Raw genomic sequence first — 16,868 nt, forward strand, 5'->3', positions numbered from 1 at the left:
TTTCGCGTGTGGGCCCGAGCCTACTCGGGGACCGTGGCCTCAATCGCTGCCGGTGCGTCCTCGAGTTCCTTCGGAGCACCGTGGCCGACGAAGGTGAAGCGTGCTTCATCTCCCTCACCCTCAATGTCAACCGAAACCAGTTCTCCGGACTTCAGTTCCCCGAAGAGGATCTTTTCGGAAAGCTGGTCCTCGATCTCGCGCTGGATGGTGCGGCGTAGCGGCCGAGCACCCATCGATGGGTCGTACCCCCGGGTGGCCAGGAGCACCTTCGCGGCGGGTGTGAGCTCGATGCTCATACCCTTGTCCGCCATCCGCTTCCCCAGCCGTTCCAGGAACAGGTCGACGATCTCGACGATCTCGTCCTGGGTCAGCTGCGGGAACACCACCGTGTCGTCAACACGGTTGAGGAACTCTGGGCGGAAGTGCTGCTTGAGCTCCTCCGTCACCTTCGCCTTCATCCGGTTGTAGGTGGTGGTGGTGTCGGTGCCGGACTGGAAACCGGTCATGACGCCCTTGGAGATGTCCCGGGTACCCAGGTTGGTGGTCATGATGATGACGGTGTTCTTGAAGTCCACCACCCGGCCCTGGCTATCAGTCAACCTGCCATCCTCAAGAATCTGGAGCAGCGAGTTGAATAGATCGGCGTGGGCCTTCTCTACCTCATCGAACAGCACCACTGAGAATGGACGACGCCGCACCTTCTCGGTGAGCTGTCCACCTTCTTCATAGCCGACATATCCGGGAGGGGCACCGAAGAGGCGTGACACCGTGTGCTTTTCCGAGTACTCGGACATATCCAGGGTGATCAGTGCGTCTTCGTCGCCGAACAGGAATTCAGCAAGCGCCTTGGCAAGTTCGGTCTTGCCGACGCCGGTGGGGCCCGCGAAGATGAACGAGCCGCCGGGGCGCTTCGGATCCTTCAGGCCTGCCCGCGTCCGGCGGATTGCCTGCGAGATGGCCTTAATCGCGTCATTCTGGCCGACGACCCGCTTGTGCAGCTCGTCCTCCATCTTGAGCAGTCGTGAAGATTCCTCTTCCGTGAGCTTGAAGACGGGGATGCCGGTGGAGTTGGCAAGTACTTCGGCGATGAGTTCCTCATCCACCTCGGCAATGTCGTCGAGGCCACCGGACTTCCACCGGCGCTCCTTCTCCATCCGCTCATCGTGGAGTTTCTGCTCCTTGTCGCGCAGCGAAGCGGCTCCTTCGAAGTCCTGCGCATCGATCGCCGACTCCTTCTCGCGCTTCACGTCGGCGATCCGATCGTCGATTTCCTTCAGCTCCGGGGGCGCGGTCATCCGACGGATGCGCAGGCGTGCCCCGGCCTCGTCGATCAGGTCGATAGCCTTGTCCGGCAGGAACCGGTCAGAGATGTAGCGTTCAGCCAGGGTTGCGGCCGAGGTCAGCGCCTCGTCGGTGATCGATACGCGGTGGTGTGCCTCGTAGCGGTCCCGCAGGCCCTTGAGGATCTCGATGGTGTGCGCGACGGAGGGTTCCTGCACCTGGATGGGCTGAAACCGACGTTCCAGGGCGGCATCCTTCTCGATGTGCTTGCGGTACTCGTCGAGGGTGGTGGCACCGATGGTCTGCAGTTCCCCACGGGCGAGCATGGGCTTCAGGATCGACGCGGCGTCGATGGCTCCCTCGGCGGCCCCTGCCCCGACGAGGGTGTGGATCTCGTCGATGAACAGGATGATGTCACCGCGGGTGCGGATCTCCTTGAGTACTTTCTTCAGACGCTCCTCGAAGTCACCGCGGTACCGGGAGCCGGCGACGAGTGAACCGAGGTCAAGGGTGTAGAGCTGCTTGTCCTTGATGGTCTCGGGGACGTCTCCGCGGACAATTGCCTGGGCGAGTCCCTCAACCACAGCTGTCTTGCCGACACCTGGCTCACCGATGAGGACGGGATTGTTCTTGGTGCGGCGCGACAGCACCTGCATCACGCGCTCCATTTCCAGGGCGCGTCCAATGACCGGGTCGAGTTTGCCCTCGCGGGCTGCCTGGGTGAGGTTACGGCCGAACTGGTCAAGCACAACCGATCCTGCCGGCGTTCCTTCCTGCTGCTGGCCGCCGACCGAAGCCGGCTCCTTGCCCTGGTAACCGGAGAGCAGCTGGATGACCTGCTGACGGACACGGTTCAGGTCCGCGCCAAGCTTGACGAGCACCTGGGCCGCAACACCCTCACCCTCGCGGATGAGGCCGAGCAGGATGTGCTCGGTGCCAATGTAGTTGTGGCCGAGCTGCAGGGCTTCACGCAAGGAAAGCTCGAGGACTTTCTTCGCCCGTGGGGTGAACGGGATGTGGCCTGAAGGGGCCTGCTGCCCCTGGCCGATGATCTCCTGGACCTGTTCGCGGACGGCGCCAAGGGAGATGCTGAGGGACTCCAGCGCCTTCGCGGCGACGCCTTCTCCCTCATGGATGAGACCGAGCAGGATGTGCTCGGTGCCGATGTAATTGTGGTTGAGCATGCGGGCCTCTTCTTGGGCCAGCACAACAACACGACGGGCGCGGTCGGTAAATCTCTCAAACATGGGGCACACTCCTAGCTAACGCGTAATTCGATGCTACGTGTCCTGCACTGGCTTTTGGAGCGTGTTCGCCACAGGCGAGATATCACACCCACCTGAGGCTGCGCCCCTCAGGGACGCAGCCCGGTGACTCTTTAGCGTTGCGCGGCGCGGTACGCTTCGACGATTTCGCTGTTGACACGGCCTCGGGCCGAGACGTTGTAACCATTCGCCCGCGCCCACTCACGAACCTGGGCTGCCTCCTGGTTCCGGCCTGGCGTAGCTACCCTCGCCTTGACCTGGCTGCTTCGACGGGCGCCGGAGACGTAATTGCTCAATGCGCCGCGAAGTTCTTTCGCGTGTGATTTTGAAAGATCAATTTCATACTGCACACCATCAAGTCCAAAACGTACAGTTTCATCCGCTTCTCCACCGTCGAGGTCATCGATCAGGAGGATCTTTACTTTTTGTGCCACAGTTTGCTCCTGCGTTTTTTGGTGAATTGTTATGTCCACCTAATTATGTGCCTGTCGCACACTAATCGTCAAAGCACAGGACAAAGAAGACGTTTACAAACTTTTGTCGGAATACCGGCAGAACCGCGATCACCGTGACGGCTCGGGCCGATCCTCATCAGCGGGTGCGGCGTTTGCTTCAGAGTCCGGCTGCTCATGCTGTTCATCAGCCTTGGCCATTGCCTCACGTTCGGTGCGATCTGCGTTGAAAATTGAACGCATGACAAAGAAAAAAATCACTCCTACTGCAATCGACGGGAGCAATACCGCAACATACTCAAGCATGACTATCTCCAACCGGTTTCAGAATGGGAAAGAGGATGGTCTCCCGAATACCCGCATTGGTGAAGAGCATCACCAGCCGGTCAATGCCCAGGCCGATTCCGCCCATGGGCGGAGCCCCGTACTCCAACGCCCGCAGGAAGTCTTCGTCCAGTTGCATCGCCTCATCGTCACCGGCTGCTGCCTGGCGTGATTGTTCAACCAACCGCTCGCGCTGGATGACCGGGTCGATCAGCTCGGAGAATGCGGTCCCGCGTTCCATGCCACCAATGATGAGGTCCCACGCCTCAATGAGTTGGGGATCCTCACGGTGTGGCCGGGCGAGGGGCTGCGCGGAGGGCGGGTAGTCATAGACGAAGGTCGGCTGGATCAGGGTCGGTTCAACCAATTCCGAAAACAATTCAAGAACAAGTTTCTCGCTGCCCCATTCCGGCGCAACCTGCACCTCATGCTTTTCGGCAATAGCCCGCAACTCATCCTTAGTGGTGTCCGGCGTGATTTCCTGCCCCACTACCTCCGAAAGACCCGGGTACACCCCTAGCCACCGCCACTCGCCGTCGAGGTCAATGATGCCGGCCTCGGTTTCAATGGTCCGGGAGCCAAGGAGGTCGGCGCAATTCAGAATGATTTCCTTCATCCGCTCCGCCATTCCGAACTGATCGGTGTACGCCTCGTAGCACTCCAGCATGGTGAATTCCGGGCTGTGGGTGGAGTCGACACCCTCATTCCGGAAAATACGGCCGATCTCATAGACCCTATCTATTCCGCCTACGACAGCCCGCTTCAAGTACAGCTCAAGCGCAATGCGGAGCGTCATTTTCTGGTCAAAGGCGTTCAGATGGGTATCAAACGGTCGTGCAGCAGCGCCGCCATGGACCAGCTGAAGTATTGGTGTTTCCACTTCAACATATTCAAGTGAGTGCAATGTTTCCCTGATTGAACGCACGATCGCTGCGCGTGTGCGCACCATTTCGCGGGCTTCAGCACGCACCATCAGGTCGACATAGCGCTGCCTGACCCGGGTCTCTTCGTTGACACCGGCATGCAGGGTCGGTAGCGGGCGGAGTGCTTTCGACGCCATCGACCACCCGTCGGCCATGACGGATAGTTCCCCACGCTTGGAACTGATCACTTCGCCATGAACCGCGACGTGGTCGCCGAGGTCCACCAGAGCTTTCCAGTCGGCGAGGGACTGTTCCCCGATTTCGGCAAGACTGAGCATGGCCTGCAGACGGGAGCCGTCTCCCTCCTGGAGGGTGGCAAAGCAGAGCTTTCCGGTGTTGCGAACGAACACGACCCGTCCTACCACCGAGACAACCTCACCGGCGGTCTCCTCTGCCTCGAGGTGACCGAAATCGGCCCGCAGCTGTGCAAGGGAGTGCGTCCGCTCCGGCTTGACCGGATACGCTTCGTCGCCACGGTCAATCAGCCGCTCGCGCTTCTGAATGCGGATGCGCATTTGTTCGGTGGTCTCGTCGGCGTTGCCCACGCCATCATTCACGACGGAGTCTACTGCGGTGCTGGAATTATCTGTGGTCACGATATATAAGGGTACCGGCTAGGCTCCGCCGCACGCATTTGGTGGGCGCCTGACGGCCGGGCCTACTGCCCCAGGGGAGCGTTGTCGATCAGCCGGACCGAACCCACCCTGGCCGCAACAAGGGCAAGTGCCTCCCCGGTAAAGGGCTTATCCTTGCAGTTGAATGCCAACGGCTCAAGGGTCGACGGGTCGACGACCTCGAAATAATCCAGGCTGACTTCTGGCTGGCCAGTGACCAACGCCACGGCTGAGTCGATATCCAACGGCTCGTGGCGCCGGGCCCGGTCGACAAGCAGGCGGAGGGCACGGGACAGCACCAGGGCGGCGTTCTCCTCGTCCGCCTCAAGGAACCGGTTCCGACTGGAGAGGGCCAATCCAGCGGGGGTCCTGACAGTGGGAACCGCGATGATCTCGGCGGGGTAATCCAGGTCGTTGACCATCCGACGGATCAGTGCCAGCTGTTGCGCGTCCTTCTGGCCGAAGTAGCACCGATAGGCTGCTTCCACTCCTGGAGCTACCCGGTGCAGCAACTTCGCCACCACGGTGAGCATTCCATCGAAGTGTCCCGGTCGGGCTGCGCCCTCAAACTTTTGCCCCAGCTCGCCGGAGTTCACCGTGACGAGTGGTGGGCCGGCCGGGTACATCTCCTCCTCCGAGGGAGCGAACACCAGATCGACCCCGCAGCCAGCCAGTAGTTCAAGGTCCTTTTCCAGCTGCCGCGGGTAGCGCTGAAGGTCTGACGGCTCACCAAACTGCAGCGGGTTCACGAAGATTGAAGCGACGACCACCTCGTTGTCCCGCCGGGCAGCCCGCGCCAGCGCCGCATGGCCCTCGTGCAGGGCGCCCATCGTGGGAACGAACCCGAGGCTTCGCTGTTGATCGGCATGGTTGGTCGCCGGGTGCCCGCCGAGCAGTTCGGAGGTGGCCAACCTCAGGTCAGCCGAGGTCTTCACCACGCGAGGCATCACGGTTTCACTCATCAGTTTCCTCCTGGGACTGAGCGAGCACCCGGGTGATGGCGCTCCCCTGTGCCTCGCTGAGCAGCCCGCGGTCCACCGCGCGCTGCGCCGTGGCAATAGCCAGTGAACGGTAGGCGGCCCGAATGTCCGCCGCCGTGTGGTCTTCAAGCGCTGAGAGGTGGGCTTCAACTGTTCCGGTGTCCCCCCGGGCGACCGGCCCGGTGAGGGCACCCTCTCCCGCAGACAGCGCATTTTCCAGCGACGCCCTCATCAGCGGACCGAGCATCCGGTGCGGCTGCTCGACCCCGATGTCCGTGAGGAGCTGCGTTGACTGGGCGGTGATCGTCACCAGGTGGTTCGAGGCGTGCGCCAGCGCCGCGTGATAGAGCGGCCGGTGGGCCTCGTCGATCACCACCGGTTCGGCGCCCATCTCCACCACGAGCGCCTGCGCAACGGGGAGCACCGCTGACGGTGCCGAAATTCCGAAACTGCAATCGGGCAGCCGGGCCAGGTCGAGGCTCATACCGGTGAAGGTCATGGCGGGATGCAGAGCGAGCGGAATGGCACCCATTCCACGGGCCGGCTCAAGTACCGAGATACCGAACCGGCCGGAGGTGTGGGCGACGAGCTGCCCGGGCTGCCAGGCCCCCAGCTTGGCGAGGCCGTCCACCAGGTCGGGCAGGGCATCGTCCGGGACAGCGATGAGTACCAGCTCGGACCGTTCGATGATTTCGGGGATGGTCAGCACGGGTACGCCGGGCAGCAACATCTCTGCGCGTTCGAGGCTTGCCTCGGAGACAGCCGAGACGCCTATCACGGCGTGTTCGGCAGCGCGCAGCGCGGCCCCAAGGACCGCCCCCACCTTCCCGGCGCCGATGATCCCGACCCCGAGCCTGCCTGGACGTCGGCTCCCGCTAGCGTTGGCCATCAGGGGTGTCTCCACTGCGTTCCGCCGGAGCGGGCCGCTCTTCTACCGGGTGAGGATCGTGAGCTTCCACCGGATGAGGAGCGGAGGCTTCCCCGGGGTCGGGGTCCGTGTACGACGGCGCGCGTGGCATGAGCGTCGCCTCGGCCACCTCCACGGGTCTCATCCATTGCTCGGGCACACTCCGACGGCGCGCCTCGGCGGCCCGGATGCCCTGTTCGTGGAAGAGCCGCCAGGCGGTCTCCTCATCAACCTGCTGGATTCGTGGGCTGACCGGTCCAGGAGTGGTGTGGAGCAGAAGGTCGGCGACCCCAAAACGCCGGTACACCGGACCCTGTTGCAGGGCCAGGGACTGGGTACGCTCATGCGGCACCACAGCGAGCTTCCGCCAGAAAAACCCGGAGCGGATCAGGAGCGCTGTATCGGTGACGGCAAATCCGTTACGCCGCCATTCAAATGGTCCGATCCAGCGTGCCCGCCGCGGGGTGGTCAGGAATCCGGCGAGGCTGTCCCTGCCCTCCATCCCGGCGGTGAAAACCTCGACCGGCTCGTCGATACCAGGATTCGGGAGCACCAGGGCAAGGAGCTGCAGGACGTCCTGGCGGGTTCCGACCGGCAGCAGCGTGGCCCGCGCCTGGGCGTCACCGGTGGCGGCAATCCCGTACCCCGCCACGTTCACGGTCATCCGGTACCAGCCCTTGGCACGCCACAGTGGTGACTGGCTGATTCCCACGGCCTGGATCCGGCCGGGTGGGACGGTCTGGGTCCGGGTATCGAGCAGGCCGTATCGGACCCGGATACCGTCTGGGGAGATGGCAGCCCGGAAGTTGAACCCGTTCTTGATGCTGCTCCAGTAGCCACCCGCTACACCAAGGCCCAGCGGGATGATGACCGCGAGCGGGGCCGCCGCATCGAGGGTCACGGCGAACACCACCACCGCCGCCACCCCGAAGATGAGAAAAATGGTTGTCCCGGAAAGCAGGGTTGAGGCGATCACCCGGCCCGGCTTCAGCGCCAGTACTTCCCGCTCCGGCGCCTCCTGGATGTCCTCCGGATGCTCGGGGTCGATACTGACCCCCGCGGCACGGGCGAGGATGGTTGCACGAAGACGTTGGGCGTCACTGAGTTTCAGGAAGGCCAGCTTGACCGCGGACTCCCCGGCGTCGGCCACTTCGAACTTCAGTTCCGCGAGTCCGAACACCCTCGCGAGGAACGGCTGGACGACGTCGATCGCCTGTACCCGGTCCAGCCTCGCCTGCCGGTTCTGGCGGAACACCACGCCCGAATTAACCCTCACATGATGTTCGGTTACCTGGTACCGCGTGAAATACCAGGACAGCATGAAGCCCACCGCCACCAACACCACCACGCCGGCGATAATGGCAATTGTCCAGGGCAGCCGGACGCCGCCGTCGGACAGGCCCGGCGACTCTTCGCCCACCAGGGCGCCTTCAAAGAGGTCCCGCCCGGCGAAGAAGGCGATGGCCAGCAGGGCAATCCACCCGCGTACCAGCGGGGAAATGACGTGAACGCGGCTCCACTGGTCCTCTGACGTTGCCAGGAGGGTCGGATCCGGGGCGGCGGGGCCGTCCGGTGGCGCCTGATCGTGGGTGGTCACAGTCCGGCCAGCTTCGCCTCACCGCGGGCAGACAGTTGCTCCCGGAGGCGGGCGCCCTCGTCGCCTGGCAGCCCCGGAATGGAGGCGTTGGTGCCCGGGGAGGCGGTGTGCAGCTTCAGGCTGCACAGACCGAAGGCCCGGTCGATCGGACCTACGGCAACGTCGACGTACTGCATCCGGCCGTACGGCACCACCATGGTGCGCTGGTAGAAGACACCGGTGCGGATCAAAAGATCCTCATTGCGTTCCGCGTAGCCGATCGCGGCGACCTGGCGGGGAATGAGGACTCCGCGCCACACAGAGACCACCAGGGTGATGATCGGCAGGGCCCAGGCAACCCACAGCGGCGGGAAACCCCACCAGACGTCGGTGAGGACCAGGATCAGGGGAATGCTGAAGATCGCGAGGTTGATGACCGTGCCAACCACCCAGCCGAGCAGCCGGACCGTCAGATACTTCGGCGATACCCGCTTCCACTCCAGCCCATCCGGGTCAATTGGTTCCTTACGCATACTCCCCCTCGTCATTCCGCCTACCGTTGCGGTCGAGACCGTCCGCTTCGTCGTCGGGCGGGAGCCGGCAGAATCCCTGCACCACCAGACCGACGACGATCATCACGATACCGCTACCAGCCAGCACGAGGGTCCCCCACAGCGACCCGGTGACACCGCGCACCGCTACCAGTGAGAGCTGGTCCACCAGGATGCCCAGGTGCCACCCCGTGTTCAGCGCGCCCGCGTAGGCGGTGGCCTGCGCCAGGACGACTGTGCGGGCGGCGAGGATCGGGTTGAGCACACGGTCGCGTCGGCCGTTGCGCCAGCGCAGCACCCGGAAGCCAAAGATCAGCGTGATGGTCAGGATGGCCGCGACCGTCAGCAGTGAGCTCAGGTGGAGGGTCGGCGGCGGGAAACCGTTGCGGTTGGCCCACCAGTTCACCACCCAGCCGGCGATCGCTGCGACCACACCGAAGCCGGCCAGCCAGCTGAACTTTACAGTGCCCACGGCGTATCGGCCCCCTCGTAGGGCCGGATTTCCGCGTGGTCGGCGGTACCGCCGACCAGTTCGGTCACCAGCCGTCCGCCGAGCCGCGCCGTGGAGTCCATCCACGCCCACGGCTGCAGGACGAAGGCACGCTCGGCTGCCCTGGGGTGAGGGAGGGTGAGGAGTTCGTCGTCGGACGTGTAGTCGCCGAAGGTGATGATGTCCACGTCGAGCGTACGTGGGCCCCACCGGACGTCCCGGGTCCGGCGGTGTAAATTCTCGACGGCCTGGCAGTGGGCAAGAAACTCGTAGGGGCTGAGGTCGGTTTCGACCTCGATCACCATGTTGAGGTAGTCGGGCTGTTCCGGGCCGCCAACAGCGGTGGACCGTACCACCGGTGAGACTTCGCGCAGCCGGACCCGCGGGTTGTCCACGAGGTCCGCGACGGCGAGGGACAGGGTGCCATGGCTGTCGCCGAGGTTGCTCCCCAGCGCCAGCACTGACCGCACCCTGTCGGTCACAACGATCCCTGACCGATCCGGGTGCGCACAATGGAGACGGAGACGTCCCCAAAGGGCACCGGGATGGGGGCCTTTGGCTTGTGCACGGTCACCTGGACCGATTCTGCCGGGAACCCGGCGAGCAGGCCGGCCGCGATTCGATCGGCCAGCGCTTCGATGAGGTTCAACGGTTCACCGGTGACCGCTGCAACCACCTGCTCGGCCACGTCGCCGTAGTGGGCGGTCGCTTCCAGATTGTCGGTGGTTCCGGCTGCGCGGAGGTCCAGGTGCAGGACGACGTCGACGACGAACGGCTGGCCGTCCCGGCGCTCGGAATCGAATACGCCGTGGAAACCGACCGCAGTGATGCCGGTGATCGTGATGGTGTCCTGCTGGACGGTTGTCATTGGCCCGGCCTAGTCGGTCCACGCGGCGGAAACCTTGACGGCATCCAGGTTGGGGCCGACGTCGTGCACCCGGACCCCCCACGCGCCCGCGGCTGCCGCGAGAGCGGAGACGGCAACGGTCGCCGAATCGCGTTCCTGGGGTGCTGCGGCCTTTCCAGCCGAGGTGAGCAGCGTGCCGAGGAAGCGTTTGCGAGACGCCCCGATCAGGACCCGGTGGCCCAGCGCCGTGAACCGGTCCACGGCGCGCAGAATCGCCCAGTTGTGCTCCTCGTTCTTCGCAAAACCCAGACCGGGGTCGAGGATGATCATCCCGGGATCCACTCCGGCCTCGACAAAAGCATCCCGGACCGTCATCAGTTCGGCGATAACCTCGTCCACTACCTCCCCGTACTGGGCGAGTGAACCCATGGTCGCTGCGGTGCCTCGACGGTGCAGCAGCACGTACGGGACGTTGCGTTCGGCGATCAGGGTGGGCATGGCCGGGTCGTAGTCCAGGCCGGACACGTCATTGACCAGGGCGGCCCCGGCGTCCAGCGCCCTGGCTGCGGTCGAGGCGTGCATGGTGTCCACGCTGATGAGTGCTCCCGCCTTCACCAGTGCAGCGACCACCGGCAGGATGCGCTGCTGTTCCTCGTCGGGGCTCGTCTGATCCGCGTTGGGTCGGGTCGATTCGCCGCCCACGTCAATGATGTCTGCGCCCGCGTAGTGCATCCGGAGGCCCTCGGAGATGGCATCGTCGGTGCTGGCGAAACGGCCGCCGTCGCTGAAGGAGTCGGGGGTGACATTCAGGACCCCCATGACCAGGGAACGGCCGGACGGAAGGTCTTTGAAGGTTTTCGCTACCTTCGAGACCCGCAGGACGGGAAGGGGGGAGGTGGCGGGCCCGGTTCCCGGCGCCGCTGCAAGTGAATCCATCGGTATGTGGTCCTATCTTCCGAGTATCAGGCTCATGGCTTCAGCGCGGGTGGCGGGGTCCCGCACCTGGCCGCGGACCGCCGACGTGACGGTCTTGGCGCCAGGTTTACGCACGCCGCGCATGGACATACACATGTGTTCGCATTCCACCACCACAATCGCACCCTTCGGTTGCAGGTGCGTCATGAGTGCCTCGACGATCTGGGTGGTGAGCCGCTCCTGCACCTGGGGGCGCCGGGCAAACACCTCCACCAGCCGGGCGAGCTTGCTCAGCCCGGTGACCCTACCCTCAGCCGAGGGGATGTACCCGATGTGGGCTGAACCGTGGAACGGAACGAGGTGGTGTTCGCAGGTCGAGTAGAACGGGATGTCCTTCACCAGGACCAGCTCTTCATGGTCGATCTCGAAGGTGGTGGAAAGGATCTCCGCCGGGTCCTGATGCAGCCCGGCGAAGAACTCCGCATAGGCTTTCGCCACCCGTTTCGGGGTTTCCACCAGGCCGTCGCGGTCAGGGTCTTCACCGATGGCGGCAAGGATCTCGCGCACTGCGCGCTCGATTCTCGGTTGGTCCACCGGCGACCCAGCCGCTACGAGGGCCGCGGAGAATACTTCATCGTCAAAATCTGTCACTGAAGTAATCCTACGCGTTGCCCCCGGTCCGCCCGTTAGGGGCGGGGTCCGCCGGCGCCCGTCCCACCGGTCGACGCGTCACCGGTCTCGGGGGAAGGCAACTCTGATCCGTGGACATCAAAGTCGCCAACAAGCTGGGCGTCGGCTATCTGATCCTGCGGTGCCACAGTCTCCGGGGCTGGTTCCCCGGCTTCGCTGGCTTCCTGGCGCTCCTTCTTCGACACCACGGGCGGCAGGGCATGCACCGGGCGGGAATCCTTGGACAGCCAGACGTCGCGGATATCGCGTTTGCGGATCTCGGTGAAGACCTCGGCGATCTCGGCCTGGTTGAGGGTTTCCCGCTCCAGCAGTTCCAGCGCGACCCGGTCCAGCACGTCCCGGTTCTCGGTCAGGATCTCGTACGCCTCGTCGTGGGCGTTGTCGATCAGGCGGCGGATCTCCTCGTCGACGATGTAGGCGATATGGTCCGAGTAGTTCCGTTCGTGGCCCATGTCCCTGCCGAGGAAGGGCTCCCCGCTGCCCTGGCCCAACTTCACCGAGCCGATCCGCTCGCTCATTCCGTACTCGGTCACCATCTTCCGGGCGGTGGCGGTTGCCTTCTCAATGTCATTGGACGCACCGGTCGACGGGTCGTGGAACACGATCTCCTCGGCAACCCGCCCACCCATTGCGTACGCCAACTGGTCCAGCAGTTCGTTGCGGGTGATTGAGTACTTGTCGTCGCTGGGCAGCACCATGGTGTAGCCCAGTGCCCGTCCACGCGGCAGGATGGTCACCTTGGTGACCGGCGACGTGTTGCGCAGGGCTGCGGCTACCAGTGCGTGCCCGCCCTCGTGATAGGCGGTGATCTTGCGTTCGAGTTCCTTCATCACCCGGCTGCGCTTCTGCGGACCCGCGATCACCCGGTCAATCGACTCATCGAGGGCTCGATCGTCAATCAGCTGCGCGTTGGAGCGTGCGGTCAGCAGGGCAGCCTCGTTGAGAACATTCGCCAGGTCGGCGCCCGTGAACCCGGGGGTCTTCTTGGCGACGGACCTCAGGTCCACTCCGGGCGCCATCGGCTTGCCCTTGGAGTGCACCGTCAAAATGTGCTCGCGGCCCAGCATGTCCGGTGCCTCGACGCCGATCTGCCGGTCGAATCTGCCGGGGCGCAGCAGCGCCGGGTCCAGGACGTCGGGCCGGTTGGTGGCGGCAATCAGGATCACATTGGAGGTGGCATCGAAACCGTCCATTTCGACGAGGAGCTGGTTCAGTGTCTGTTCACGCTCATCGTTGCCGCCACCGACGCCTGCGCCACGATGGCGGCCGACGGCGTCGATTTCGTCGACAAAGATGATCGCCGGGGAGTTGGCCTTGGCCTGTTCAAACAGGTCACGGACACGGGAAGCGCCCACGCCAACGAACATTTCGACGAAGTCGGAGCCGGAGATGGAGTAGAACGGCACCCCTGCCTCGCCAGCCACGGCCCGGGCCAGGAGGGTCTTGCCGGTCCCTGGTGGGCCGTACAGGAGGACGCCCTTCGGGATCTTGGCGCCGAGAGCCTGGAACTTCGCGGGTTCCTGCAGGAACTCCTTGATCTCGTGCAGTTCCTCGACCGCCTCGTCGGCACCGGCAACATCGTTGAAGGTGACCTGGGGCATGTCCTTGGACACGAGTTTCGCCTTGGACTTGCCGAACTGCATCACCTTTGACCCGCCACCCTGCATACGGGAAAGCAGGAACCAGAAAATGGCACCGATGATCAGCAGCGGCAGCATCAGGCCGAGGAAACCGGTGAACCAGTTGCTTTCGGCAGGCTGGTCGGTGAAGCCGTCGACGTCGGAGGTGTTGATTGCTGCCACCACGTCTTCGGCCCGGGCGGTGCTGAAAAAGAACTGGACGCTCCGGCCCATGTCTTCGTAGTCCTCACGCAGGGTGAGGTCGACCCGCTGGTCGCCGTCGTAAATCTTCGCCTGTTCCACCTGGTTGTCATTCAGGAGGTCGAGGCCCACATTGGTATCCACCCGTGAGCTGCTGGTGCTGAACAGGTTGGGCAAAATGATCAGCAACGCCGCGACGGCGAGCACGATCCAAAAGATGGGCCCCTTGAAAAGGTTCTTAAATTTCATTCGTCTCAGGGCTGCAGACCCTGTCCCTCCTGCTAACAAGCAATTCCTGCGGTGCTCGAATACTGCGGTGCTCAGTCACTGCGGTGTCGCGCGAACGGCGCAACAAAAGCTAGACAAAGCTTTACACTGTCTGCACTCAACCACGCACCAAATCACCCATAAGTTCCCTATGGGCGGACAGATTGGCCGGTAGCCGAACCGTCCAGCGGGTGGGCTTACTCGTAGACGTGCGGGGCGAGGGTGCCGATGAAGTCAAGGTTGCGGTACTTTTCGGCGAAGTCCAGGCCGTACCCGACCACGAACTCGTTAGGAATGTTGTAGCCAACATACTTCACGTCAATGCTGACCTTCGCGGCCTCGGGTTTCCGCAGCAGCGTGCAGATTTCCACTGAGGCCGGGCCCCGCGACTGAAGGTTGGATTTCAACCAGGACAGGGTCAGACCGGAGTCGATGATGTCTTCGACGATCAGCACGTGCTTGCCCATGAGGTCCGTCTCGAGGTCCTTGAGGATGCGGACCACCCCTGAGGATTGCGTGCCCGAGCCGTAGGAGGACACCGCCATCCAATCCATCGTCACGTGGGAGTGCAGCGCCCGCGCCAGGTCCGCCATCACCATGACAGCGCCCTTCAGGACGCCGACAATCAGAAGGTCACGGCCGGCGTAATCCTTGTCGATCTGGGCCGCCAACTCGGCAACGCGCTGCTGGATTTCCTCTTTCGTGTAGAGAACATGCTTAAGGTCGTCCTGGACGTCCTGTGAATCCACCAATTGCTCCTGAGGGTTTGGATGGGGCGGCGCCTGCGACTGAGGAGGGCGCGCGGTTGTTTCTAAAGACAAGACTGCCATAGCTTGGGTCCCCTTGGGGAACAGATTTCCCGCGCACCTGGCGGTGCACGCTGACAAAGCCACCCAGCTGCACCGGCCCGGCGGAGCCGCGTCGCTCGAGCAGCGTCTCCGCGGCTCGGATCCGCTCGAAACTGGGCTGTTCGCCGCCCAGCCGGACTGCGGCGAGGGCCAGGATCCGTTGCCGCAGGGACGCGGGAAGGGACCGCAGTGCATCCTCGGGAAGGAGGAGGTCGGCGCCGTCCCTCACCTGGAGCTGCTCGAAGCTTTCCAGGCTCAGCCGGTCCAGGTAGTCGGCGTCCTGAGCCAGGATCCGGGACGTCCGGTACAGCGCGCGTGCCACGCCGGGGCCCAACTGGTCTTCCAGATAGGGCAATACCTCGGTCCTGACCCGTGAGCGGGCGAAGAACGGATCGGAATTGGAAGGATCCTGCCAGGGTTCGAGCCCCTCGAACCGGCAAATCTCGACTGTCTCTTCTCTCAGGAGCCCCAGGAAGGGCCGGAGGTAGATGCCCCGCTGGGCAGGCATACCGGCGAGGGATCGGGTACCCGAACCGCGGGCCAGGCCCAGCAGTACCTGTTCCGCCTGGTCGTCGAGCGTGTGGCCGAGGAGCACCGCTAAGGCACCGGCCTCTTCTGCGGCGGTGTCGAGCGCCTCAAACCGGGCCGTCCGGGCCGCAGCCTCAGGGCCCATCCCGCGCTGGTCGACCGTGACCGCGCGGACGGTGACCGGGTCGAGTCCCAGACTGGTAAGTTTCCGCGCGGCCTCAACGGCAACGTCGGCGCTCTCCGGGTGGAGTCCGTGGTCCACCACCACCGCGCCCACCCGGTATTCGCCGGATTTCGCAAGGTGGGCGGCAACCGACGCGAGCGCCAACGAGTCGGGGCCGCCGCTGCAGGCCACGAGCACAAGCGATCCCGGGGGTGTGTTGCTGGCCTCCAGCGCGCGCCTCAGCAGGTTCCGCGCATTGGCCACCACCGGGCTGAGCCGGGGCCGCCTAATCACTGCCGCGCAGTCCCATCCGCTGAATCCACTTGTCGGGGGCGTGGATTTCCTCCTCGGTGGGAAGGTGGTCGGCGCTGGCCCACACACTGTTGAACCCTTCCATCCCCACCCGGTCGACGACCCGGCGCACAAACCTTGCCCCGTCGCTGTATTGACGCATTTTGGCATCGAGCCCCAGGAGCCGCCGCAGGAATTTTTCCAGCGGCCCGCGGGACTTCCCCCGGGCATTGAACCGGCGGCGGATGGTCTTGACGCTGGGGACAATGCTGGCGTCGACGGCGTCCATCACCACGTTCGCATGCCCCTCAAGAAGGCTCATGACGGCTGTGAGGTGGGACATCCTCGCCTTGTCCTGGGGGTCCTGGAGCAGGGAGAGTATTCCGTTGTCGTGCTCACCGGTTTTCGCCGGGCTGGCATCGGCCGATCCACCGGAGGCGGTCAGCCCCTTCGCGGCCTTCGCCAACCGCTCGGAGAGCCCATCCGCCTTGTCGAGGAGTCCCTCAGTCAGCTCGGAAATATGCGCGAGCATGTGGTCTTTCAGCCAGGGCGCGGCGGCGAACTGGACCCTGTGGGTCTGCTCATGCAGGCACACCCACAGGCGGAAGTCGGCTGGGTCAACGTTGAGCTCCCGCTCGATCGCAAGAATGTTCGGGGCCACCAGCATCAGGCGGCCGCCGGTGCCGTTCCTCGCGGGGCCGAAGGGATCGTACTGGCCGAGCACCTTGGATGAGAGGAACGCCAGGATGGCGCCGAACTGGGCCCCCGTGACTGTCCCACCCAGCGCTGCGCTGGCAGTAGTGAGCTGGTCCTTCCTGGTGCGTGCCAGGTGGTCCAGTGCCGGTGCCATCAGGGCCTGGAAGCTTTGGGTGTTGGCTTTGGCCCACGACGCCCTGTCAACGATCAGCAGGTCGGAGTCGCCCAGGTCCTTGGCCGCGTCAAGGCCGGTGATCTGGTGTACATACCCGATTGAAGCGTCTGCCGCTGCCCTCAGGTCCGCGACCACTGCCTCGATTTCCCGGGCGCTTACCTGCGGTCCCGCGGGGGTGAGCTTCGCTGCACTGGATGCCGCGAGATCCCAGTTGATCAGCTGTGGGGCTGGCTGTCGGACGGTGGATGAAAGGTTGCTCTCCATG

The 16,868-nt window shown here is 64.1% G+C and carries 17 protein-coding genes; all 17 read right to left on the reverse strand.

The genetic code is table 11. The annotated features are described in order from the left end of the window. Positions 1-20: 20 nt before the first annotated feature. On the reverse strand, positions 21-2,528 hold the full coding sequence (locus IWX64_RS08680; RefSeq protein ID WP_196866737.1) for an ATP-dependent Clp protease ATP-binding subunit: 2,508 nt from the start codon (positions 2,526-2,528) through the stop codon (positions 21-23). A gap of 131 nt (positions 2,529-2,659) precedes the next feature. After that, positions 2,660-2,980 carry a histone-like nucleoid-structuring protein Lsr2 gene (locus IWX64_RS08685; protein WP_171584970.1) on the reverse strand — a complete coding sequence of 107 codons (321 nt, stop codon included), beginning with the start codon at positions 2,978-2,980 and terminating at the stop codon, positions 2,660-2,662. A 129-nt stretch (positions 2,981-3,109) separates the two neighbouring features. Further along, positions 3,110-3,304: a hypothetical protein gene (locus IWX64_RS08690; RefSeq protein ID WP_196866738.1), complete on the reverse strand. Its 195-nt coding sequence runs from the start codon at positions 3,302-3,304 to the stop codon at positions 3,110-3,112. After that, on the reverse strand, positions 3,297-4,760 hold the full coding sequence (gene lysS, locus IWX64_RS08695; protein WP_196866813.1) for a lysine--tRNA ligase: 1,464 nt from the start codon (positions 4,758-4,760) through the stop codon (positions 3,297-3,299). Before lysS ends, IWX64_RS08690 begins: the two co-directional genes overlap by 8 nt. Before the next feature lie 143 nt (positions 4,761-4,903). Beyond that, positions 4,904-5,821 carry a pantoate--beta-alanine ligase gene (panC, locus tag IWX64_RS08700; protein ID WP_334683221.1) on the reverse strand — a complete coding sequence of 306 codons (918 nt, stop codon included), beginning with the start codon at positions 5,819-5,821 and terminating at the stop codon, positions 4,904-4,906. Continuing rightward, complete coding sequence (locus tag IWX64_RS08705; protein WP_196866739.1) at positions 5,814-6,728, reverse strand: Rossmann-like and DUF2520 domain-containing protein; 915 nt, start codon at positions 6,726-6,728, stop codon at positions 5,814-5,816. Before IWX64_RS08705 ends, panC begins: the two co-directional genes overlap by 8 nt. After that, the gene (locus IWX64_RS08710) at positions 6,715-8,343 is read right to left on the reverse strand and encodes a PH domain-containing protein (RefSeq protein ID WP_196866740.1); all 1,629 of its coding nucleotides are present in this window, start codon (positions 8,341-8,343) and stop codon (positions 6,715-6,717) included. The genes IWX64_RS08705 and IWX64_RS08710 overlap by 14 nt, the downstream gene beginning before the upstream one ends. Beyond that, positions 8,340-8,855, reverse strand: a complete 516-nt coding sequence (locus IWX64_RS08715; RefSeq protein WP_196866741.1) for a PH domain-containing protein — start codon at positions 8,853-8,855, stop codon at positions 8,340-8,342. The genes IWX64_RS08710 and IWX64_RS08715 overlap by 4 nt, the downstream gene beginning before the upstream one ends. Next, the gene (locus tag IWX64_RS08720) at positions 8,848-9,345 is read right to left on the reverse strand and encodes a DUF3180 domain-containing protein (RefSeq protein ID WP_196866742.1); all 498 of its coding nucleotides are present in this window, start codon (positions 9,343-9,345) and stop codon (positions 8,848-8,850) included. Before IWX64_RS08720 ends, IWX64_RS08715 begins: the two co-directional genes overlap by 8 nt. Next, positions 9,333-9,845, reverse strand: coding sequence for a 2-amino-4-hydroxy-6-hydroxymethyldihydropteridine diphosphokinase (folK, locus tag IWX64_RS08725; RefSeq protein WP_196866743.1), 513 nt, complete (start codon positions 9,843-9,845; stop codon positions 9,333-9,335). The genes IWX64_RS08720 and folK overlap by 13 nt, the downstream gene beginning before the upstream one ends. Then, complete coding sequence (gene folB / locus IWX64_RS08730; RefSeq protein WP_196866744.1) at positions 9,842-10,231, reverse strand: dihydroneopterin aldolase; 390 nt, start codon at positions 10,229-10,231, stop codon at positions 9,842-9,844. Before folB ends, folK begins: the two co-directional genes overlap by 4 nt. A gap of 9 nt (positions 10,232-10,240) precedes the next feature. Next, positions 10,241-11,146: a dihydropteroate synthase gene (gene folP / locus IWX64_RS08735; RefSeq protein ID WP_196866745.1), complete on the reverse strand. Its 906-nt coding sequence runs from the start codon at positions 11,144-11,146 to the stop codon at positions 10,241-10,243. Positions 11,147-11,158: 12 nt separating this feature from the next. After that, positions 11,159-11,776 (reverse strand): GTP cyclohydrolase I FolE, encoded by a 618-nt coding sequence (folE, locus tag IWX64_RS08740; RefSeq protein WP_196866746.1) that lies wholly within the window; start codon positions 11,774-11,776, stop codon positions 11,159-11,161. Between the two features lie 35 nt (positions 11,777-11,811). Next, entirely contained in the window at positions 11,812-13,884 is a 2,073-nt protein-coding gene (gene ftsH, locus IWX64_RS08745) for an ATP-dependent zinc metalloprotease FtsH (RefSeq protein ID WP_196866747.1), read from the reverse strand. 215 nt (positions 13,885-14,099) lie between these two features. Continuing rightward, positions 14,100-14,651, reverse strand: coding sequence for a hypoxanthine phosphoribosyltransferase (gene hpt, locus IWX64_RS08750; RefSeq protein WP_171584959.1), 552 nt, complete (start codon positions 14,649-14,651; stop codon positions 14,100-14,102). Then, positions 14,620-15,735 (reverse strand): tRNA lysidine(34) synthetase TilS, encoded by a 1,116-nt coding sequence (tilS, locus tag IWX64_RS08755; RefSeq protein WP_395939855.1) that lies wholly within the window; start codon positions 15,733-15,735, stop codon positions 14,620-14,622. The genes hpt and tilS overlap by 32 nt, the downstream gene beginning before the upstream one ends. Further along, positions 15,728-16,867: a zinc-dependent metalloprotease gene (locus IWX64_RS08760; protein WP_196866748.1), complete on the reverse strand. Its 1,140-nt coding sequence runs from the start codon at positions 16,865-16,867 to the stop codon at positions 15,728-15,730. Before IWX64_RS08760 ends, tilS begins: the two co-directional genes overlap by 8 nt. Position 16,868 lies beyond the last annotated feature (1 nt).

It is taken from the genome of Arthrobacter sp. CAN_A212, assembly GCF_015752345.1.
Classification (GTDB): domain Bacteria; phylum Actinomycetota; class Actinomycetes; order Actinomycetales; family Micrococcaceae; genus Arthrobacter_D.